Annotated in this window: 16 protein-coding genes; 9 read left to right on the top strand and 7 right to left on the bottom strand. The window is 64.3% G+C overall.

Annotated elements, in window-relative coordinates:
• Nucleotides 1-56: 56 nt before the first annotated feature.
• On the bottom strand, nt 57-533 hold the full coding sequence (locus AAFG07_RS01740; protein ID WP_207833878.1) for an Lrp/AsnC family transcriptional regulator: 477 nt from the start codon (nt 531-533) through the stop codon (nt 57-59).
• 123 nt (nt 534-656) lie between these two features.
• Between AAFG07_RS01740 and hppD the strand changes: the two genes are divergently transcribed.
• Entirely contained in the window at nt 657-1,775 is a 1,119-nt protein-coding gene (hppD, locus tag AAFG07_RS01745) for a 4-hydroxyphenylpyruvate dioxygenase (protein ID WP_342725735.1), read from the top strand.
• A 180-nt stretch (nt 1,776-1,955) separates the two neighbouring features.
• Here hppD and AAFG07_RS01750 read toward each other — a convergent pair whose 3' ends face one another.
• The 4 genes from AAFG07_RS01750 to AAFG07_RS01765 all read right to left on the bottom strand — a co-directional run bounded on the left by AAFG07_RS01750 (nt 1,956) and on the right by AAFG07_RS01765 (nt 7,048).
• Nucleotides 1,956-3,068, bottom strand: coding sequence for a CaiB/BaiF CoA-transferase family protein (locus AAFG07_RS01750; protein ID WP_342725736.1), 1,113 nt, complete (start codon nt 3,066-3,068; stop codon nt 1,956-1,958).
• A gap of 249 nt (nt 3,069-3,317) precedes the next feature.
• The gene (locus tag AAFG07_RS01755) at nt 3,318-4,118 is read right to left on the bottom strand and encodes a xanthine dehydrogenase family protein subunit M (RefSeq protein ID WP_342725737.1); all 801 of its coding nucleotides are present in this window, start codon (nt 4,116-4,118) and stop codon (nt 3,318-3,320) included.
• A 13-nt stretch (nt 4,119-4,131) separates the two neighbouring features.
• Nucleotides 4,132-6,471, bottom strand: coding sequence for a xanthine dehydrogenase family protein molybdopterin-binding subunit (locus AAFG07_RS01760; protein WP_342725738.1), 2,340 nt, complete (start codon nt 6,469-6,471; stop codon nt 4,132-4,134).
• A gap of 91 nt (nt 6,472-6,562) precedes the next feature.
• Entirely contained in the window at nt 6,563-7,048 is a 486-nt protein-coding gene (locus AAFG07_RS01765; protein WP_342725739.1) for a (2Fe-2S)-binding protein, read from the bottom strand.
• 404 nt (nt 7,049-7,452) lie between these two features.
• Here AAFG07_RS01765 and AAFG07_RS01770 point away from each other — a divergent pair, with 404 nt between their 5' ends.
• The 4 genes from AAFG07_RS01770 to AAFG07_RS01785 all read left to right on the top strand — a co-directional run bounded on the left by AAFG07_RS01770 (nt 7,453) and on the right by AAFG07_RS01785 (nt 12,084).
• Nucleotides 7,453-9,168 (top strand): PQQ-dependent dehydrogenase, methanol/ethanol family, encoded by a 1,716-nt coding sequence (locus AAFG07_RS01770; RefSeq protein ID WP_342725740.1) that lies wholly within the window; start codon nt 7,453-7,455, stop codon nt 9,166-9,168.
• A gap of 26 nt (nt 9,169-9,194) precedes the next feature.
• Complete coding sequence (locus tag AAFG07_RS01775; protein WP_342729426.1) at nt 9,195-10,409, top strand: transporter substrate-binding domain-containing protein; 1,215 nt, start codon at nt 9,195-9,197, stop codon at nt 10,407-10,409.
• Nucleotides 10,410-10,547: 138 nt separating this feature from the next.
• Nucleotides 10,548-11,228: a response regulator transcription factor gene (locus AAFG07_RS01780; RefSeq protein WP_092121932.1), complete on the top strand. Its 681-nt coding sequence runs from the start codon at nt 10,548-10,550 to the stop codon at nt 11,226-11,228.
• 118 nt (nt 11,229-11,346) lie between these two features.
• Nucleotides 11,347-12,084 carry a response regulator transcription factor gene (locus AAFG07_RS01785; protein WP_342725741.1) on the top strand — a complete coding sequence of 246 codons (738 nt, stop codon included), beginning with the start codon at nt 11,347-11,349 and terminating at the stop codon, nt 12,082-12,084.
• A gap of 98 nt (nt 12,085-12,182) precedes the next feature.
• Here the strand turns inward: AAFG07_RS01785 and AAFG07_RS01790 are convergent, their stop codons facing one another.
• Together AAFG07_RS01790 and AAFG07_RS01795 are read right to left on the bottom strand one after the other, a co-directional pair.
• Entirely contained in the window at nt 12,183-13,556 is a 1,374-nt protein-coding gene (locus tag AAFG07_RS01790) for a hybrid sensor histidine kinase/response regulator (protein ID WP_342725742.1), read from the bottom strand.
• Nucleotides 13,553-14,725 (bottom strand): FIST N-terminal domain-containing protein, encoded by a 1,173-nt coding sequence (locus tag AAFG07_RS01795; protein ID WP_342725743.1) that lies wholly within the window; start codon nt 14,723-14,725, stop codon nt 13,553-13,555. The genes AAFG07_RS01790 and AAFG07_RS01795 overlap by 4 nt, the downstream gene beginning before the upstream one ends.
• Before the next feature lie 461 nt (nt 14,726-15,186).
• On the opposite strand from AAFG07_RS01795, the gene AAFG07_RS01800 reads away from it, so the two are divergent.
• The 4 genes from AAFG07_RS01800 to AAFG07_RS01815 all read left to right on the top strand — a co-directional run bounded on the left by AAFG07_RS01800 (nt 15,187) and on the right by AAFG07_RS01815 (nt 21,528).
• Nucleotides 15,187-17,220: a methyl-accepting chemotaxis protein gene (locus AAFG07_RS01800; protein ID WP_342725744.1), complete on the top strand. Its 2,034-nt coding sequence runs from the start codon at nt 15,187-15,189 to the stop codon at nt 17,218-17,220.
• 345 nt (nt 17,221-17,565) lie between these two features.
• Nucleotides 17,566-19,035: an MFS transporter gene (locus AAFG07_RS01805; RefSeq protein ID WP_342725745.1), complete on the top strand. Its 1,470-nt coding sequence runs from the start codon at nt 17,566-17,568 to the stop codon at nt 19,033-19,035.
• A 27-nt stretch (nt 19,036-19,062) separates the two neighbouring features.
• Nucleotides 19,063-19,872 carry a trehalose-phosphatase gene (gene otsB, locus AAFG07_RS01810; RefSeq protein ID WP_342729427.1) on the top strand — a complete coding sequence of 270 codons (810 nt, stop codon included), beginning with the start codon at nt 19,063-19,065 and terminating at the stop codon, nt 19,870-19,872.
• 204 nt (nt 19,873-20,076) lie between these two features.
• On the top strand, nt 20,077-21,528 hold the full coding sequence (locus tag AAFG07_RS01815; protein WP_342725746.1) for a trehalose-6-phosphate synthase: 1,452 nt from the start codon (nt 20,077-20,079) through the stop codon (nt 21,526-21,528).
• The last annotated feature ends 6 nt before the right edge of the window (nt 21,529-21,534 follow it).

Below are 21,534 nucleotides of genomic sequence, written 5' to 3' on the forward strand. Positions count from 1 at the left end.
TGATCGCAAATCGGGCCGGGAAAGCGAATGACGGAATTCCCTCGATTTGCGCCAGGTCAGGTCGGTAACGCCTTCAGCGGCAGCTTGGTGCTTTCCTTCAGGCGGTCGAGCACGATCGACGAGCGCACATGCGCCACGCTCTGGTGCGGCATCAGCACGTTGTTGACGATGTCGGACAGGCTCTTGAGGTCGCGCAGCATCACCTTCAGCACGTAATCGGCATCGCCGGTCAGCGCATACGCCTCCTGGATGTCGTCGACGCGGTTGACCAGCTCGCGAAACCGCTTGGCGTTGTCGGGCGAATGGGTCGCAAGCGTGATGTGGATGAAGGCGATCAGGCCGAAGCCGAGCGCCTCGCCGGCGAGGTCGGCGTGGTAGCCGGAAATCACCTTCTCCTCCTCCAGCCGCATCCGCCGCCGCGAGCATTGCGAGGCGGAGAGCCCGACCAGGTCGGCGAGCTGCTGGTTGGTCAGCCGGCCGTCGTCCTGCAGCGCGGCGAGCATTTTAAGGTCGAAGGCATCGACGTCAGGCATGCGTCAAATGTCCATATCATGCACGGATCGTGCGTGATTCTAGCAAATCAGGGGCCATTTTGCACGCACGTTGCGCCACGAGTGACGGAAACTGATCTCCAGACAAATCAGGGAGTTACCGCCATGGGTCCGTTTCCGCACGATACGCCGCCGGCTGAAATCAGCGCCGAGAATCCGATGGGCACCGACGGTTTCGAGTTCGTCGAATATGCCCACCCCAATCCCGGCGAACTGCACGCTTTGTTCAAGCTGATGGGCTTTGTCGCGGTCGCCCGCCACAAGACCAAGGCCATCACGGTCTATCGCCAGGGCGATATCAACTACCTCGTCAATGAGGAGCCAGGCACTCACGGCTTCAACTTCGTCGCCGCGCACGGCCCCTGCGCGCCGTCGATGGCGTTCCGTGTGGTCGATGCGAAGCACGCCTATGAGCGCGCGATCGCGCTCGGCGCCGAGCCGGCGGATGTGTCGTCCGCGGAGAAGACGCTCGATGTGCCCGCGATCAAGGGCATCGGCGGCAGCCTGCTGTATTTCGTCGACCGCTACGGCGCCAAGGGTTCGGCCTATGATGCCGAGTTCGAGTGGCTCGGGGCGGAGAATCCGCGTCCCGCGGGCTCGGGCCTTTATTACGTCGATCACCTCACTCACAACGTCCATCGCGGCCGCATGGATGTCTGGACCGGCTTCTATGCGAAGCTGTTCAACTTCCGCCAGATCCGCTTCTTCGACATCGAGGGCCGCGCGTCGGGGCTGTTCTCGCGCGCGCTGACCAGCCCGGACGGCAAGATCCGGATTCCGATCAACGAGGACGCCGGCGATTCCGGGCAGATCGAGGAATATCTCAACATTTATCATGGCGAGGGCATCCAGCACATCGCCTGTGGCGCGCGCGATATCTATGCGACGGTCGAGACGCTGCGCGCGGATGGCCTGCCGTTCATGCCGTCGCCGCCCGAGACCTATTTCGAGCGGATCGATGCCCGCCTGCCGCAGCATGGCGAGGACCTGGCGCGGCTCAAGGCCAACGGCATCCTGATCGACGGCGAGGGCGTGGTCGACGGCGGCCAGACCAAGGTGCTGCTGCAGATCTTCTCGGCGAACGCGATCGGGCCGATCTTCTTCGAATTCATCCAGCGCAAGGGCGACGACGGTTTTGGCGAAGGCAACTTCAAGGCGCTGTTCGAATCGATCGAGGAAGACCAGATCCGCCGCGGCGTGTTGAAGGTCGATCACGCGGCTTGAAGCCGTCGCAGGAGTGCCACGCTAGCGCAAAATGAACAGGTGTCGTCCCTGCGAAAGCAGGGACCCATAACCACCGGGCGTGGTGTGAGGGCAAGCTGGAGCCACAGCCTTGTTCAACAACGAAGCCCTGTGGTTATGGGTCCCGGGTCGCGCTGCGCTTGCCCGGGACGACAGCGAGATTTATTTTCCCGCCTTCCACGCACTCGTCACGTCGCCGATGCTCGCCAGCTCCGGCTCGCGGATCGCGGACGGCGTGCGCGAGAAGCGCGGCGCGGGGGCGGGCTGGGTGACGCCGTGGCGCTCGACGAACACCTGGCGTGCCGCCATGTGCGGATGTGTCGGAGCCTCTTCCATGGTCAGGATCGGCGCGAAGCAGATGTCGGTGCCTTCCATGATTGTGCACCAGTCCGCGCGCGACTTGCTCTTGAACACCTTGGTCAGCTTCTCCTTCAGCGCCGGCCAGGCCTTGCGGTCCATCTGCGCGTCGAAGTCGGCGTCGGTCAGGTCGGCATGCTTGCGCAACAGCGCGTAGAACTGCGGTTCGATCGAACCGATCGAGATGAAGTTGCCGCAGGAGCATTCGTAGACGCCGTAGAAATGCGCGCCGCCGTCCAGGAAGTTCTGGTCGCGGCCGCCGCTCCAGCGGCCCTGCGCGCGCATGTCGTAGAACATCGACATCAGCGAGGCTGCGCCGTCGCACATCGCGGTATCGACCACCTGGCCCTTGCCGGACTTCTGTGCTTCCAGCAGCGCTGCGAGCACGCCGACCACGAGATAGAGCGCGCCGCCGCCGAAATCGCCGACCAGATTGAGCGGCGGCACCGGCTTCTCCTTGGTGCCGATCGCAGCCAGTGCGCCGGTGATCGAGATGTAGTTGATGTCGTGGCCGGCGGCGTTCGCCAGCGGGCCTTCCTGGCCCCAGCCGGTCATGCGGCCGAAGACCAGCTTCGGATTGCGCGCGAGCACGACGTCAGGGCCGAGGCCGAGACGCTCCATCACGCCAGGGCGGAAGCCTTCGATCAGCGCATCGGCATGGCTGAGCAGGTCGAGCACTTCAGCGATTGCCGCCTTGTTCTTGAGGTCGAGCTCGATGACCTTGCGGCCGCGGGTCGCCACCGCCTTCAAATTCTTCCCCGCACCGACCCGATCGAGGGTGATGACCTCGGCACCCATATCGGCGAGCAGCATGCAGGCGAACGGGCCGGGGCCGATGCCGGCGAATTCGACGATGCGGAAGCCGGCGAGCGGGCCCGAGGTGCGAGCGGCGGTTTGGGAGGCGGGTTTATCGAGCACGTTGTTATCCGTTCGTTGTGGAGCGTTAAGCGGCTGAGCTGTTTGCGGCTGGCTTGGTGCCGAATGTCATGCGTTCCCCCAGCCGTCCGTGGGACGGTATTTTTAATTAGCTGATTAGCTAAATTGTCTCGCCGAACGCGCGATGAGGCAAGCGTCTTTTGCCTGGAAGCGCCGGTAAAACGAGGCGCCGGTAAAACGCGAACGGCGCGCATCGCTGCGCGCCGCCGCTCGACTTGTGTTTAGGCGCTATCAGCCGGCGGCAGTCACCGCCCGCTGTCCCATCACCTTCACCAGATTCGCGCGGTAGTCCGCCGAGCCGTGGATGTCGGCGAGCAGGCCGCTTGCCGCGATCGTGACGCTGTCGAGTGCCGAAGCCGCCCAATTCGCCTTCAGCGCCTGCTCGATCGGCCCCACCCGCATGACGCCGCTTTGCGATGCACCGGTCGCGGTGACGCGGACGTCGCCCGACTTGGTCTTGGCGACGAACACGCCAGTCAGGGCGAAGCGCGAGGCCGGGTTCGGAAACTTGGCATAACCCGCCTTGGCCGGGATCGGGAACGCGACTTGCGTGATGATCTCGCCATCCTCGAGTGCCGTCGTGAACAGGCCCTTGAAGAAATCATCCGCCGCGATCGACCGCTTGTTGGTCTTGATCGTTGCGCCGAGCGCCAGCACCGCCGCCGGATAATCCGCCGCCGGGTCGTTGTTGGCGAGCGAGCCGCCGATCGTGCCGCGATAGCGCACGGCGGGGTCGCCGATCATCGACGCCAGATTGGCAAGCGCGGGGATCGCTTTCTTGACCGCATCGCTTTGCGCTACATCGTAATGCGGCGTCGCTGCCTTGATGGTGACGGTGTCGCCCGAAACCTCGATGCCGATCATCTCCTGCACCTTGGAGAGGTCGATCACGTCGGACGGGGCGGCGAGGCGCTGCTTCATCACGGGGAGCAGGGTTTGTCCGCCGGCAAGGAATTTTGATTCCGTGCCCTTGGCAAACGTGGCTGCGGCGTCGGCGACCGAGGAAGCACGGTGATAATTTGTCTCGTACATGGCTCTTCCTCCCTCAACCGTGAATGGCGTGCCAGACGCGATCGGGCGTCGCCGGCATTTCCAGCTTGTTGTTGCCGATGGCGTCCGTGATCGCGTTGATCACGGCAGCGGAAGCACCGATCGCGCCGGCTTCGCCGCAGCCCTTGACGCCGAGCGGATTGCCCGGACACAGCGTTGTGGTGTGGGAGAGCTGGAACGACGGCAGGTCGTCGGCGCGCGGCATGGTGTAATCCATGAACGACGCCGTCACGAGCTGACCGGTATCGTCATAGACCGCGCCCTCGAGCAGTGCCTGGCCGATGCCCTGCGCAAGGCCGCCATGGACCTGGCCCTCGACGATCATCGGGTTGATCAGCCGGCCGAAATCGTCGGCCGCGACGAAGTCGACGAAGGTGGTCTTGCCGGTGCCGGGATCGACCTCGAGCTCGCAGATATAGGCGCCGGCCGGGAAGGTGAAGTTGGTCGGGTCGTAGAACGCCGTCTCCTTCAGGCCGGGCTCCATGCCGTCAGGCAGGTTGTGCGCGGTGTAGGCCGCGAGCGCGACCATCGGCAGCGCGATCGCCTTGTCGGTGCCGGTGACCTTGAACTCGCCGTTCTCGATCACGATGTCGCTCTCGGACGCCTCGAGCGCGTGCGCCGCGATCTTCTTGGCCTTGGCTTCCACCTTCTCCATCGCCTTCACGATCGCCGCACCGCCGACCGCGATCGAGCGCGAGCCGTAGGTGCCCATGCCGAACTGCACCTTGTCGGTGTCGCCATGGACGATCGAGACCTGGCTGATCGGCACGCCGAGCCGCTCCGCGATGATCTGGCAGAACGTCGTCTCGTGGCCCTGGCCGTGGCTGTGCGAGCCGGTGAGCACCTCGATGGTGCCGACCGGATTGACGCGGATTTCCGCCGATTCCCACAGGCCGACGCCGGCCCCCAGGCTGCCGACCGCCTTCGACGGCGCGATGCCGCAGGCCTCGATGTAGCAGGAGACGCCGATGCCGCGCAGCTTGCCACTGGCTTTCGCCTTGGCCTTGCGGGCCGGGAAGCCGGCATAGTCGATCGCCTTCATCGCCGCATCGATCGAGGCGTGGAAGTCGCCGACATCATACGCCATGATCACAGGCGTCTGATACGGGAACGCGTTGATGAAGTTCTTCTTGCGCAGCTCGGTCGGATCGACCTTCAGCTGCCGCGCCGCCGTCTCCATCATGCGCTCGAGCAGATAGCTCGCCTCGGGGCGACCGGCGCCGCGATAGGCGTCGACCGGCGTGGTGTTGGTGTAGACGCCGATCACCTCGGCATAGATCGAGGGGATCACATACTGGCCCGACAGCAGGGTCGCGTAGAGATAGGTCGGAACTGCCGAGGAGAACAGCGACATATAGGCGCCGAAATTGGCGTGGGTCTTCACCCGCAGGCCGAGGATCTTGTTGTCCTTGTCGAACGCCATTTCCGCCTTCGAGACGTGGTCGCGGCCATGCGCGTCGGTGAGGAAGGCCTCCGAGCGGTCACCGGTCCACTTCACCGGGCGGTTGACCTTCTTCGAGGCCCACAGCGCCACCATCTCTTCCGGATAGATGTAGATCTTGGAGCCGAAGCCGCCGCCGACATCGGGCGCGATGACGCGCAGCTTGTGCTCGGGCGCGATATTGTAGAACGCCGACAGCACGAGGCGGGCGACGTGCGGATTTTGCGAGGTCGTGTAGAGCGTGTAGTGCTCTTCGGCCTGGTCATATTGTGCGATCGCCGCGCGCGGCTCCATCGCGTTCGGCACCAGGCGGTTGTTGGTGAGCTCGAGCGTCACCACGTTGGCGGCCTTGCTGAAGGCGTCGCCGACCGCGGCCTCGTCGCCGATGTGCCAGTCATAGACGATGTTGCCGGGGGCTTCGGGATGCAGTTGCGGCGCGCCCGACTTGATCGCGGCCCTGACGTCGGCCACCGCGGGAAGCTCTTCGTAGTCAACGACGACGGCTTCGGCCGCGTCCTTGGCCTGGTTCTTGGTCTCGGCGATCACGACCGCAACCGCCTGTCCAACGAAGCGCACGGTCTCCGGCGCCATCGCAGGCCACGCGCCCATTTTCATCGGCGAGCCGTCCTTCGAGGTGATGGCCCAGCCGCAGATCAGATTGCCGACCTTGTCGTCGACGATCTGCTGTCCGGTCAGCACCGCGATCACGCCCGGCATCTTCATGGCATCAGTGGAGTTGATGCCCTTGACCTTGGCATGTGCATGCGGGCTGCGGATGAAGTGAGCGTAGCTCATGCCGACCATTTTAACGTCGTCGACGTAACGACCCTGGCCGGTAATGAACCGGCGATCTTCCTTGCGCACGACACGTGCGCCAATTCCTTCAACACCCATAGTCTAGTCCTCCCGACGGAGATTCGATTTGCCGCCGTTTCCATCGAGACCGGCGGTGATGAGCTTGATTCGTGTGTACTGCGTGGGCCGGCTATTCGGCGGCCTGCGCGACGTTCATGCGGCCGGCTGCATCGAGCACCGCCTTGACGATGTTGTGGTAGCCGGTGCAGCGGCAGATGTTGCCTTCGAGCTCGTGGCGAACCGTTTCCTCGTCGAGCTTGCCGCCATGGCGGTGCACGATATCGACCGCGGACATGATCATGCCGGGGGTGCAGTAGCCGCACTGCAGGCCGTGATTGTCGCGGAACGCCGCCTGCATCGGGTGCAGCTCGTCGCCCTTGGCGAGGCCTTCGATCGTGGTGACATTGGAGCCCGCGGCCTGGCCGGCCAGCATGGTGCAGGATTTGACCGCCCGTCCGTCGACATGGACGACGCAGGCGCCGCACTGGCTGGTATCGCAGCCGACATGGGTGCCGGTGAGGTTGAGGTTTTCGCGCAAGAGATGCACGAGGAGGGTCCGGTCCTCGACGTCGACCGAAACCGCCCTGCCGTTTACCGTCAGTTTGACTGTAGACACGCGTTTCTCCCAATAGCTTCGTTATGGGCCCAGTAGACCACGCTTCATATGGGACGTAACCGCGATCAAAGTCGTAGGTGCGGCCCTGTCATGAAGGCGCCGGGCAGTGCCTGCGATCCTAGCAGGCAGCCGTTCAATGGGCAATTTGCAAGCTGCCAGGAGCATGCTCCGGCGCGGTGAAATCACCCCGCAGTGCAAGCGGTTTTCGGCAGGCGGATGGTGCTACGGCGCGCCGAAAATCGCCGCCGCGGTCGCTACTACCTTCCGCCTATAACGACGCAAAAGCGTTGCTGTCATTTTCATCGCCGACGCAGCGACACAAGATCGCTGGTTCATGAAATTGGGTATCGATCCGCGCGCGCGATGCATCCATCGCGGCAACGAAACCATATTGGAGGAAGCCAATGAAGCTGAGGAGCGGGATTTTCTTTGCCGGTGTGTCGCTGGTCGCCATGGTGATGGCAAGCATTGGCGCGTCGGAAGCCAATGATTCAGTGGTGAAGGCGGCGTCCGATCCGAACGGATGGGCGATCGCCGGCCACGACTACGGGAATACGCGCTTCAGCCCTCTGAAGCAGATCAATTCCGAGAATGCCGGCAAGCTGCAGCTGGTTTACTCGCTGTCGCTGGCCTCGCTGCGCTCCAACGAGTCGTCGCCGCTGGTGATCGGCAAGACGCTGTACGTGTCGACGTCGTGGGGGCCGAAATACGTCTACGCGGTCGATGCCGCGACCGGCGCGCGCAAATGGACCTGGCAGCCGGATATTCCGGATGACGTGCTGCAATACGCCTGCTGCGACGTGAATAATCGCGGCGTGTCCTATGCCGACGGCAAGATCTTCGTCGGCCGCCTCGACGGCAAGCTGACCGCGCTCGATGCCGAGACCGGCAAGGAGCTCTGGACCTCGACCGTGGTCGACTACAAGCAGGGCTCGGTGATCACCTCGCCGCCGCTGATCGTCCGCGACAAGGTGATCACCGGCTTCGGCGGCGGCGAATATGGCGTCCGCGGCTCGTTGCAGGCCTTCAATCTCAAGGACGGCAAGCTGCTCTGGCAGACCTTCACGGTGCCGGCGCCGGGCGAGCCCGGCAGCGACACCTGGAAGGGCGACACCGGGCTGCACGGCGGCGGCGCCGCCTGGCTGGTCGGCTCCTACGACGCCAAGTCCGACACCGTCTACTGGGGTACCAGCAATCCGGGACCGTGGAATACCGGCGTGCGCTCCACCGGCGACGGCAATTTCGGCAAGCTGACCAACCTCTACACGGCCTCGACGCTGGCGATCGATCCCAACACCGGCAAGATCAAGTGGCACATCCAGGGCACGCCGGCCGACGCCTGGGATTATGACGGCGTCAACGAGCTGCTGCTCGCCGACCTCAAGATCAAGGGCAGCGAGACGCCGGTTCTGATGAAGGCGGACCGCAACGGCTTCTTCTTCGTGGCCAACCGCGAGACCGGCAAGATGATCTCGGCCGAGAAGTACGTCTTCGCCAACTGGGCCAAGAAGTGGGACATCAATACGATGCGGGCGGAAGAGGATCCGGACAAGCGTCCGGGCCCCGGCCATCCCGCCAAGGACATCTGCCCGAACCTGATCGGCGGCAAGAACTGGCAGCCGATGTCGTTCAACCCGCAGACCGGCCTGGTCTATATCCCGACCAACAATGTCTGCATGGATTGGTCGGTCTCTGATGTGAACTACAAGCGCGGCGTGTTCTATCTCGGCGCCGAATTCCCGACCAAGGAAGGCCCCGGCGGCTTCCTCGGCGAGCTGGTGGCCTGGGATCCGGTCGCCAACAAGAAGGTGTGGAGCATCAAGGAAGATCTGCCCTTCAACGGCGGCACCCTGACGACGGGCGGCAATTTGGTGTTCTCCGGCAATCTGCACGGCGACTTCCGCGCCATCGATGCCAAGAACGGCAAAGTGCTGTGGAGCAAGAACCTCGGCAGCGGCATCGGCGCGGGTCCAGTGACCTATTCGGTCGACGGCAAGCAGTATGTCGCGATCGTGGTCGGCCGCACCGCGGCGCTGCCGGCCTTCCTCGGTGACATCGGCAAGAAGATGGTCGCCGCGGCGCCTGAAGGCGGCTCGCTGTTCGTGTTCGCCCTGCAATAACGATCGTCAAGGAGGCAGCATTGTCCGTGTCCTGCATCGCCCGAAACGAACTGCGCACCCCCTCGCGCAACACGCGGTTGGAACATGCAATCCGGACCGTGCTGCTCTCCGCCCTGCTTATGGTGCCGGCCCTGGCGGCCGGCGCCGACGAGACAAAACCGCCGCTGCGGCTTTGCGCCGACCCGACCAACCTGCCGTTCTCGAGCGACCAACCGGGCAAGCCCGGCCTCTATCTCGAGATCGGCCAGGCGGTGGCGCAAAAGCTCGGCCGCACGGTGAGCACCAACTGGTACAAGTCGTATTTCGGCAAGCGCACCGTGCGGGAAACGCTGCTCAGCAAGCAGTGCGACGCCATGGTCGGCCTGCCGCTGGTCGACGATTTCATGGGCCCGGCGGTGATCTTCTCGAAGCCGATCGCCCATGAAGGCTATGCGCTGGTCGGCAGCAAGGATCGCAAGCTCGCCGGCATCGACAACCTCAGGGGATTGCGGGTTGCGGTGCAATATCAATCGACGCCGCAGAACCTGCTGGCGCTGCGTGACGATATCCAGAAAGTCACCGTGCTGAGCCCGGAGGAGGGCATGGCGGCCCTCGAACAGGGCAAGGTCGACATCGCCTTCATCTGGGCGCCTGTGGCGGGGTGGCTCAACAAGACCAGCTACGGCGACAAGTACCAGATCGTCTCGACCGAGGGCGACGGCCTGCTCTGGGCGACCGCGATCGGCTTCGCCAAGGCGTCCGGCGGGCTGCGCGATGAGGTCGACGGCGTGCTGCCGTCGCTGCAGCCGGAGATTTCCGCCCTGTTTGCCAAATATGGCGTGCCGAACGGCGCTCCGGTGAAGTTCGGCGAGGCAGACCGGGCGACGACGTCGTCCGTCGGAGCCGGCGAACCCGTCACGGTCGGGCAGGCGGCTTCGGCCGACAAACCGGTCCAGACGGCCGCAACCTCCGGGGATGCCAAAGGCGACGCCAAGGGAGACGCCACCGCGGGGCGGGAGGTCTTCAATGGCACCTGCGCCCATTGCCACGGTCCGGACGCGGTGCAGGCCGAGCGAAAGATCGATCTCAGGCTGCTCAGGAAGCGCTATGCTGACGAGATGGAACAGACATACTGGAAGACGGTCCATGACGGGCGGCCGGCCAAGGGCATGCCGGCCTGGAAGGACGTCTTCAGCGACGACGAGCTCAGAAACGTATATGCCTATCTGCAGAGTGTGCAGGATCCCGGCGGGTCGAACTAACTGCTGCGATCTGCAATAGAAGCGTTTTCGAGCGAAGTGGATACCGGTTCGCGTGAAGAAAACGCGTCAGAACATGAATCGAGTGCCCCGTTCCGATTCAATCGGAACGGAAGCGGCTCGAGCAGTGCGAGGGTCCTCATGATGGGGTTCCTGATCATCGACGATCACCCTCTATTTGGGGAGGCGCTTGGCAACGCCATCCGCATCTCGCATCCCGATGCCCGGATCTATGAGGCCACCTCGATCAAGGGGGCCCTTGGCATCCTCGCCAGCGAGCCGAATATCGACCTCGCGCTGCTCGATCTGTTGCTGCCCGACGTGGTCGGCTTCTCCGGCTTCCAGAAGATCAGGGATCGTTATCCGCGGCTGCCGATCGCCATCGTCTCGAGCGAGGAGGATAAGCATACGATCCGCGAGGCGCTGGAAATGGGCGCGGTCGGCTATCTGCCGAAATCGACCTCGCTCGGCGAGCTGTCGCAGGCGATCGCGCGCGTGCTGAGTGGATCGGTCTCGGCGCCGCGGGATTTCGTTGCCGTCGGTGCGCTGGATCAGTCCGAGACGGCGCGGACGCTGCGCGAGCGGATCCAGAAGCTGACGCCGCAGCAAATTCGCGTGCTGCACTTGATCATCCGAGGTCTGCAGAACCGCGAAATCGCCTCCGAGCTCAAGCTCGCGGAATCCACCGTGAAGGCGCATGTGACCGAGATCCTGCGCAAGCTGAAGCTGTTCAGCCGCAACAAGGCGATCATCGAGCTCGGCAAGATCCCGCTTCCGGTTCCTGACGCCTGCGCGGGAGCGAAGGCAGAGAAGGCACCTTAAGCTTGCTGCACTGCGAGGCGGGCGCATTGACTATCCGCCTATAGGCTGACGATCGGCTTTGAGATAACGTCGTGCGCACAATGGCTGTCATGAGCATCCGAGGGAGGACGGCGCAGCATTGACCACGACCGCACCCCTGGCGGACGAGCCGCCGGTCGATAGAGCGGGTGCGCCTCGACTGCTGATCGTCGAGGATCACCCGCTGTTCCGTGCCGCCTTGATCGGTGTGATCGGGGCCGAGTTTCCCGACGCCGAGGTGCTGCAGGCGACCTCGATCGATGGCGCGCTCGACGTGATCGCCGCGCGCGACGGCCTCGATCTGATCCTGCTCGATCTGTCGATGCCGGGAACCACGGGCCTGCTCGGCGCCTACCGGGTGCGTGCGGCCGCGCCGCGGAGCGCGCTCGTGATCGTGTCGGCGCATGACGATTCCCGGATCATCGGCGGCGCCATCTCGCTCGGCATTTCCGGATTCATTCCGAAGTCGACGCCGAAGCTCGAGCTGGCGCGCCTGCTGCGCGGCATTCTCGAAGGCGAGGTGTGCCTGCCGACCCGTTTTCGGGATTCGGCTGCCGCAAAGAAGGGCCAGGCCGACACCAAGCAACTGGTGCAGCAGCTCGGCCAGTTCACCGCACAGCAGCTTCGCGTGCTCGACATGATCTGCCGCGGCCTGCAGAACAAGCACATCGCCTATCAGCTCGACATCTCGGTCACCACCGTGAAGGTGCACGTCTCCGAGATCCTGCGGAAGCTCGGCGTGCGCAGCCGGACCGAGGCCATCATCGCGCTGTCGAAACTGGATTTCGGCAAGCACGACCACGCGCCGGTGACGGCCGCGCCGCCGCATAGCGACTAGAGTCCCGTTCCGATGGAATCGGAACGGGGCTCTAGGTTCTTATCTTGACGCGTTTTCTTCACGCGAACCGGTATCCACTTCGCTCGAAAACGCTCTGATCATAACCGCGCGCTCGACTGCTCCGCCGCCAGCAGGAACGACAGCAGCGAGCGCATCTCGGCGGGCTTGATCGGTTTCTTCAGCAATTCGTGGCCGAAGGCCGACACGTCGGAGGCGGCCTTGGCCGAGTAGTCGGCGGTCACGATGATCGCCGGAACCTTGGCGTTGATTTCGCCGCGGATCACGTCGACAGCCTGGATGCCGGTCTCGCCATTGTCGAGGTGCAGGTCGGCGATGATGGCATCGGGGATGCCGTCCAGCGCGTGGATGCGCTCGAGCGCCTCGGTCTTGGAGATCGTCACGGCGACGTCGCAGCCCCATTTCTCCAGCAGATGGGCGAGGCCCTCGGCGCTCGAAAGGTCGTTCTCGATTAGCAGGATCTTCGCGCCTTCCATGCCGCCATAGCGATAGTCGACGCTGGCTTGTTCGCGCACGGGGATCGCAACCGGATCGAAGGTGCGGGGCACGGTGACCGAGAACACCGAGCCCTTGCCGGCGCGCGAACTCAGCCTGATGTTGTGGCCAAGCAAATCGGCAAACCGGCGCACGATCGAAAGGCCAAGCCCGATGCCCGCCTTGTCGCCGGCGCCGGCGTCGCCGCGCTGAAACTCGACGAAGATGGCTTCGCGCTGGGCTTCCGGGATGCCCGGCCCGGTGTCATGCACCTCGATGCAGATGTCGTCGCCCTTGAGGCGGCATCCCATCAGCACGGTGCCGCGCTGGGTGTAGCGCAGCGCATTGGCCACAAGGTTTTGCAGGATCCGGCGCAGCATCAGCGGATCGGAGCGAACCACCGCCGACGACGGCATGATCTTGAAGCCGAGGTTGCGCTTGGCGGCGGTCGCCACGAATTCCTGCTCGAGCTGCTCGAACAGCGAGGCGATTGCGACCGGACCGAATTCGGGCCTGAGCACGCCGGCATCGAGCTTCGAGATGTCGAGCAGCGTCCGCAACATGTCTTCCAGCGTCGCCAGCGAACGGTCGATCTGGTCGGCCAGCGCGACGCTCTTGGGCTCGTTGGCCATCTCGGCCAGCGCGGATAGTGTCAGCCGCGCCGCATTGAGCGGCTGTAACAGGTCGTGCGTCACCGAAACCAGCACCGATGATTTCAGCGAGCTTGCCGCCTCGGCCTGCTGTTTGGCCTGCAGCAGGCGTCCGTTGGTTTTCTCCAGCGATTGCAGCGCCTGCTTGAGCTGCTGGGTGCGGTCGCGCACCTGCTGATCCAGCGCAATCGCGGTCTCGAACAGGGAAAAGGCGTTGAGCTGCTGGTCGGTCGAACGTTCGACCCGCGACATCAGCGCCGCGTTGATCTTGCGGAGCTTCTCGGCTTCGCGTTCGAGGGCCGCAATGCGCGTGGTCTTGCTGTCGGTCATTGCGGCGCGACAGCCCGCTTGCCGATGGCGATGCCGGTCAGCGTCTGGTTGACATGCATGGAGCGATACTGCTCGCCATAGGTCTGAAAGCCAATCACTTTGTTGCGGCGGTAGAGCTCCGACATCTCCCGCGACAGCTGGCGTTGCTCGACATCGAGCCGGCGCAGCACGCATTCGAAACCGATGAACATCGAGACCTCGCCGAGCTCCTCGGTCAACTCCTGGAGCAGGCGGCTTGTCACGTCGATCGGGTCGCGCTCGCGCGCCACCGTCAGTACCATGCCCTCGTCGATGGCGCAGAAGAACTGCAGCGACCCGTCGGGATTGGTCCGCTGGATCGACCGCGCGTAATAGGCACCGCCGACGCGGACCAGGACCGGATGCGCGGCGAACGAGAACAGCTCGAGCTTGCTGTCGCTGAGGCCGACGGCGCGCGAATATTCCAGCGCGGCGGGCTCGGCATTCAATTCCTTGACGATGCGGTGCTCGATGTCGGCCTCGGTCACCACCATCTTGGTCGAGGTCGGCTCGAAATGGTCGCACTTGAAGGTGCGGAACGGCAGCCGGGTCCGGATCAGGATCAGGACGGCCGCGTCGGTATGGGCCTCGCCGCCGTGGAAGACCCACGACTTCTCGAAGCGCAGGCCGTCGCCGGCGGAGCCGCCGACCACCGGGATGTCGCCGAGCGATGCGTAGATCGCCGACATGATGGTTTCCTCACGCTGGCACATGCCATCGATGAAGAGCAGCCCGAAGGAATCCTCAGTGTGATCGCAATGCTCGGTGCGTTGCGCGAATTCGTTCTGCAACTCCGTGCACATCGAGCGGCCGTGATCGACCCGGAACGTCGCTAGATCGAACAGCGGCCGGGCCGCGATGACGAAATCAGCGGCGTTGAAGCCCATCGCGACGACGCTGTCCTCGTCCCAGCCGCCGGGCGAGAGTTCGCCGGCCGTGGTGCAGCCGAAGATCGGAATGTCGGGCATCTGCCGCGACAGCTCGGCAATGAATTCCTTCGGGTCATAGAACGGCGACACGAACACCACGAGCATGGCGAGATCAACCGCCGCCAATTGGCGCGCGATCTCGTCGGCTGCTTGCCGCGGCCCGTCGGTCTTTGCCTGCACCACGACAATGCTGTCGGCGGTGCTGCCGTTCTGCTTCGCCAAAGGCGTTCTCCCTGACCAGAATTTTTTGCTTTTCTTGGCGCGGCCTATCGTGACAGCGCGGGTCGTAAGGGCATACGGGCCATGCCGCGATCTGGTTGCGGTCAGGCCTGCCGGTTCTAGGTCGTGAGGGGAAATGTCATGGGCCGGGCGACTTTGCCGGCAGCTGCGCTCGCCGCAAGCGCCAATGGCGCCGCTCGACGCGATGACATGGGACACCTCCCGATGTGTTCTCCCGGCCCGGGCAGGGACAGGTTTGATCGGTTCTAAACTATCGGGCCGGACCCGCGCGTCAATCACCTTGCCCACCCCCCGAGCCCGACCAAGGTAGTAGCGCGCCGAATTGGCCGACCTGTTGCCCATTTACCGGGCCTTATTGATTCTGCCTTAGTTTTGCCCTCCGGGGGCTGGGGCGGGTTGCTGCCGGACCCCGCGTGGTTTTCAGAATGAAGACGGGGGTTGGAATGCCGGGACTCAAGCGATCGCTGTCGATCAGGTTCCCAACCCTCAGATTTCAAGCCAAGATCATGCTCGGCTTTGCCGTCACGCTGGCGCTGTCGGCGGCCACCATGGGCTTTGCCTATATGGGCTTCGAGCGGGTCTCCGCCGGTGTCGGCTCCTACCGCCAGAGCGTCGCGGAAGCCGACCTCGCGCGCAACATCGATCGCGAATTGATCTCCTACCGTTCGCTGGCGCGCTACTACGTCGCCACCGGCAAGGAGGACGACGCCAAGGCCGCGCTCGCCGCGGAGGCCAGCCTGAAGGACGCCATCGTGGCGTCGATGAAGGGCACCAGTAATCCGGCCCGACTCGAGCAGGTCACCAAGCTGGAGCGCGAATTCCGCGCCTTCACCAAGATCTTTGCCGAGATCGTCCGCATCAAGGACGAGAGCGCCCAGACCGCGCAGAACAGACTGGTCCGCAGTGCGACCTCGATGCGCTACAAGCTCGACGATCTGCCGAGCAATGCCGACGATTCCGAGCTGCAGTCGATTCAGTTCGGCGCCAAGAAGGTCGCCGACCAGCTGCAGTCGATCACCGGCGCCGTCAACACGTTCGTCGTCAACGGCGACAAGACCGTTGCCACCAGCGCGCTCGCCCGGCTGAAATTCGCCGACAATCTCGTGAAGGGGATCGTCTCGAAGAACGAGCGGATCGCCCAGGCCGTGAAGGACATCACCGGGTTGCTTGAAGAGTACCGCGAGGCGTTGGCCAAGCTGATCGCGAACGCGAAGTCGATTGACGAATTGACCGTCGAGATGACGGAATCCGCGGCCGCCATCAGCCAGGGTGCGGCGGCGATGAAGTCCGACCTGCTCGCCGACCAGAAGCGGCTCGAGAACGAATCGCACTCGATGATCGGCGAAACCGAGCAGCTGATCCTGATGCTTGCCGCGGGCAGCTTCGTGCTCGGGTTGGTGTGGGCATTCCTGCTCGGCAAGGGCATTTCGCGCCCGATCGCGGCGATGTGTGCGGCGATGCGCGAGCTTGCTGCCGGCAATTTCGACGTGGTGCTGCCGGGCCTCGGCCGTCGCGACGAGCTCGGCGAGATGGCCGGCGCCGTCGAAGAGTTCAAGGTCCAGGCGGTCGCCAAGGCCGAGCGCGATGCCGCGACCCAGGAAGCCCAGAACAAGGCGAGCGCTGCCGCGCGGCGCACCGAGCTGATTCGTTTCGCCGATGAATTCGAATCCGCCGTCGGCTCGATCGTCTCCAATGTATCGGCTTCCGCCGTGCAGCTCGAATCCGCAGCCGGGACGCTGACCCGCACTGCGGAGACCACGCAGAACCTGTCGAGCCAGGTCGCCGGCGCCTCCGAGGAGGCCTCCAGCAACATGCAGTCGGTAGCCTCCGCGACCGAGGAGCTGTCGGCGTCGGTCGACGAGATCGGCCGGCGCGCCAAGGAATCCAGCCAGATCGCCGATTCCGCCGTGCGTCAGGCCGAGCAGACCGACGCGCGGATCGGCAAGCTCTCGCGCGCCGCGCAAGAGATCGGCGACGTGGTCAAGCTGATCACGGCGATCGCCGAGCAGACCAACCTCTTGGCGCTGAACGCCACCATCGAGGCTGCGCGCGCCGGCGATGCCGGCCGCGGCTTCGCGGTGGTCGCCGCCGAGGTGAAGTCGCTGGCGAGCCAGACGGCGAGAGCCACCGACGAGATTTCGACGCACATCTCGGGCATGCAGGCCGCGACGCAGGAATCGGTCGCCGCGATCAAGGAGATCGGCGGCACGATCGGGCAGATCTCCGGGATCGCGACCAACATCGCGAGCTCGGTCGAGCAGCAGAGCGCGGCAACGCAGGAGATCGCACGCAGCGTGCAGAACGTCGCGCAGGGCACCCAGGAAGCCGCTTCCAGCGTCACCCAGGTCAACCGCGGCGCCACCGAGACCGGAGTCGCCTCTGAAGAAGTGCTGAACTCGGCCCGCTCGCTGTCTGTCGAGAGCTCGCGGCTGCGCGAGGAGCTCGACCGCTTCATGGCGAACATCCGCGCGGCGTAAGGGGCGCGCTGGTCTATCCATTATCGTCGTCCCGGCGCAGGCCGGGACCCATAACCACCGCCGCTCGTTGGCGTACGGATAACTCGCCGCTTGCCCTTTCCGATGGCCGCGGCGTATGGGTCCCGGCCTGCGCCGGGACGACGGGATCAATTGCTTTCGAACCGTTATCAGCGATACGGCGATTTTCCTCGCTCTCCCGCACTGCGGGAACCGTTGCCCGCCTGCGGCGTTGACATCGCGTGGCGGGCACTCCGTTTGCCGCAATCCTGGGAAAGCGAGCCTTGGAACACACCGTTCCGGGGCGTTTCTCATTGGTCCATTCTGATGACATTGCAGCGGACACAGTTGAGCTCTGCGACGACGCACGAGGCGGCGGCGCCAGTCACGCCAAATGACGACCGCATCATCGAGACCTCGATCCCGCTTCGGCTCGACAATCTCAGCTGGAGTGGCTTCCACACCCGCGTCGTGCTGGCGCTCGGTATCACCTGGATTCTCGACGGGCTCGAAGTGACGCTCGCCGGTGCGCTGTCGGGCGCGCTGAAGGAGAGCCCGACGATGAGCTTTTCCAACGCCGATGTCGGGCTTGCCAGCAGCGCCTATCTCGCCGGCGCCGTGCTCGGCGCGCTCGGCTTCGGCTGGCTCACCGACCGGATCGGCCGCAAGAAGCTGTTCTTCATCACCCTTGCGCTCTATCTCTCGGCGACGGCTGCGACCGCGCTGTCGTGGAATGTCGCGAGCTACGCGCTGTTTCGCTTTCTCACCGGCGCCGGCATCGGCGGCGAATACACCGCGATCAATTCGACCATCCAGGAGCTGGTCCCGGCGCGCTATCGCGGCTGGACCGATCTCGTCATCAACGGCAGCTTCTGGATCGGCGCCGCGATTGGTGCGGTGAGCGCGATCGTCCTGCTCGATCCCGCGTTGCTTGCGCCGGATCACGGCTGGCGGATCGCCTATTTCACCGGCGCGGTGCTCGGTCTCGTCGTGCTGTTGATGCGGATGTGGATTCCGGAAAGCCCGCGCTGGCTGATGATCCATGGACGCCCCGAAGAGGCCCACAGGATCGTGGCCGAGATTGAAACTTCCGTGCTCGGTCAGGAACAGCCGGGCGAAGGCTTCGCGAAGATCAAGCTCCGGATGCGCGATCACACGCCGCTACGCGAGGTCGCGGTGACGTTGTTCTCCACCTACCGGCAGCGTTCGCTGGTCGGGCTCACGCTGATGGCCGCGCAGGCATTCTTTTACAATGCGATCTTCTTCACCTTCGCGCTGATCCTGACCGATTTCTTCGGCATCGCCGCCAGCAATGTCGGCTGGTACATCCTGCCGTTCGCCGCCGGCAATTTCCTCGGGCCGCTGCTGCTCGGCCGCCTGTTCGACACGCTTGGCCGCCGCACCATGATCGCGCTGACCTATGGCATCTCGGGCGTGCTGCTGGCGCTGTCCGGCTATCTGTTCTCGATCGGCGTGCTCAGCGCGCAGACCCAGACCATCGCCTGGATGGTGATCTTCTTCTTCGCCTCGCCGGCCGCGAGCGCCGCCTATCTCACCGTTAGCGAGACGTTTCCGCTCGAGGTCCGCGCGCTCGCGATCGCCGTCTTCTATGCTGTCGGCACCGGCATCGGCGGCGTGATCGGACCGGCGCTGTTCGGCGTGCTGATCGACACCGGATCGCGCAACAGCGTGTTCGCCGGCTACCTGTTGGGGTCGGCACTCATGATGGTCGCCGCAGCCGTCGCATGGCGCTATGCCGTCGCGGCCGAGCGAAAACCGCTCGAATCCGTCGCGCGGCCACTGGCATTTGTGGAGTAGACTATGACGAAGCATGAATTGGCCGAAATGCCTCTGGATGACGACATCACCCCCAACGCTAGGACCGGCAGCGTGCCGGCGCCGGCATCGCTGATTCCGCCGCTGGATCGCACCGCGGTGCTGCTCGACATCGACGGCACCTTGCTCGATTTCGCGCCGACGCCGCGCGAGGTCTGGGTGCCGCCGGAGCTCGCGACCACGCTGAAGCAATTGCATGAGCGCACGGGCGGCGCGCTGGCGCTGGTCAGCGGCCGTTCGCTCAACGATATCGATCTGATCTTCGCGCCGGAGCAGTTTCCCGCGGTCGGCGGCCATGGCGCCGAGATGCGGCTGCAGCCGGACAGCGAGGCGGTCGCCGCGCACGCGCCGCCGCTGGACAAGGAATTGAAACGCCGCCTCGCGGCGATCGCCAAGCTGAGCCCTGGCATTCTGCTCGAGGACAAGGGCTATTCACTGGCGCTGCACTATCGGCTAGCGCCGCAGGCGGAGAGGGCGATCTATGAGGCGGTCTCGCTGATCCGCGCCGAGTTGCCGAATGCGCCGATCGAGGTGCTGCCGGGCAAGAGCGTCTGCGAGATCAAGCATTCGGGCTTCACCAAGGCGACCGGCGTGCGCGAGCTGATGACGCATGAGCCCTTCAAGGGACGCCGCCCGTTCTTCATCGGCGACGACGTCACCGACGAGACCGTGTTCGCGATCATGCCTGACTTCAACGGTCTCGCATTCTCCGTCGGACGTCGTGCGACTGGCGTCGCCGGACATTTCGACGGGCCGAGCGATGTGCGCACATTCCTCGCGCAGCTGCTCGATGACGATAGGGACGTTAACCTGTCCTAACCAAATCATCTGCATCGCACGCTTGAATCGAATGCGGTCGTTTTGCGTCGTGGCGCACGTTTGGCGTGAATTTTTCTTTTCGCGAGTTCCCGCGAGTTCCATGCGCGTTTGTCAGAATTTGGTTTCAATTGGGAGATTCCTTGATCAGGAACCATCTTGATGAATGGTTGTTAATACGCGAGTTGACCAACAGGAGGGGACCGGGTGAACCTCGTCGTCGTATCGAACCGCGTCTCGCGCGGAAAACCCAATGAACCCATGACGGGGGGGCTGGCTGCGGCATTGTTGCCGGTGGTGGAAAAGACAGGGGCAATATGGGTTGGTTCCAGCGGACGTGTTCGCGACGGGAACCACAAGGAACCTTTCGCAGAGGTCGAAGCTCTCGGCGCCGGCGCGCTGGCGATGCTCGATCTGCCGGCCGCGCACTATGGCGGCTACTACGAAGGCTTTGCCAATTCGGCGCTGTGGCCCGCGATGCATTCGCGCGCGGATCTGATCCGTGCGTCGCACGAAGACTACAAGAGCTATCGCGAAGTGAACGCGTTCATGGCGCGCGCGTTGTTGCGCTTCCGCAAGCCCGATTCCGTGTTCTGGATCCAGGACTATCATTTCCTCGCGCTCGGCGCCGAGCTGCGCGATCTCGGCGTCACGCAGCCGATCGGCTTCTTCCTGCACACGCCGTGGCCGGCGCGGGCCGTGATCGCTGGCGTGCCCAATCATCGCGAGCTGATCGAGGCGATGCTGTCCTATGATCTGATCGGCTTCCAGACTGATGAGGATTGCGAGAACTTCCTGAGCTACGTGCAGAACGATCTCGATTTCGCGGTGCGCGACGGCGTCATCAATTCGTCGTTCGGCCACACCCGCGCTGCGGTGTTTCCGATCGGGATCGATCCCGGGAAGTTCGCGCAGCAGGCGACCAAGGCGATGATGCATCCCGACGTGACGCGGCTGCGGCGCAGCCTCAATGGCGAGAAGCTCGCGATCGGCGTCGACCGGCTCGATTATTCCAAGGGCCTTGTCAACCGCATCAAGGCGTTCGACAAGATGTGGACGCTACACCCGACGCTGAAGCGATCGGTGTCGCTGCTGCAGATCGCAACGCCGTCGCGCGGTGCGATCGAGGCCTACGGCAATCTCGCGAGCGAGGTGGCGAAGCTCGTCACCGACGTCAACGGCGTGCATGGCGAGGTCGATTGGACGCCGATCCGCTACCTCAACAAGGGTTTTGGCCAGGGCGTGCTCGCAGGGCTCTACCGCACCGCGCAGGTCGGCGTGGTGACGCCGCTGCAGGACGGCATGAACCTTGTCGCCAAGGAATATGTCGCGGCCCAGAATCCGGCCGACCCCGGCGTGCTGGTGCTGTCGAAATTCGCCGGTGCCGCGAACGAGCTCGACGCCGCGTTGCTGGTCAATCCGCATGACATCGACGGCATGGCACGCACCCTGGCGATAGCGCTCGCGATGCCGCTGACCGAGCGGCGGATGCGCTGGGAAGCCATGATGGAGAAGCTCAACAGCGGCACCATCCAGCAATGGTTCGCCGATTTCATCGAGGCGCTGCAGGATACGCACAATGCGGGTGCCGCGGCGCTGCCGGAGCCACCAACCCTGTGGCCGCGCCGCACGGCGGATCTTGCCGCGCGATATCACTAGTCGCAT

The organism is Bradyrhizobium sp. B097 (genome assembly GCF_038957035.1).
Taxonomy (GTDB): domain Bacteria; phylum Pseudomonadota; class Alphaproteobacteria; order Rhizobiales; family Xanthobacteraceae; genus Bradyrhizobium.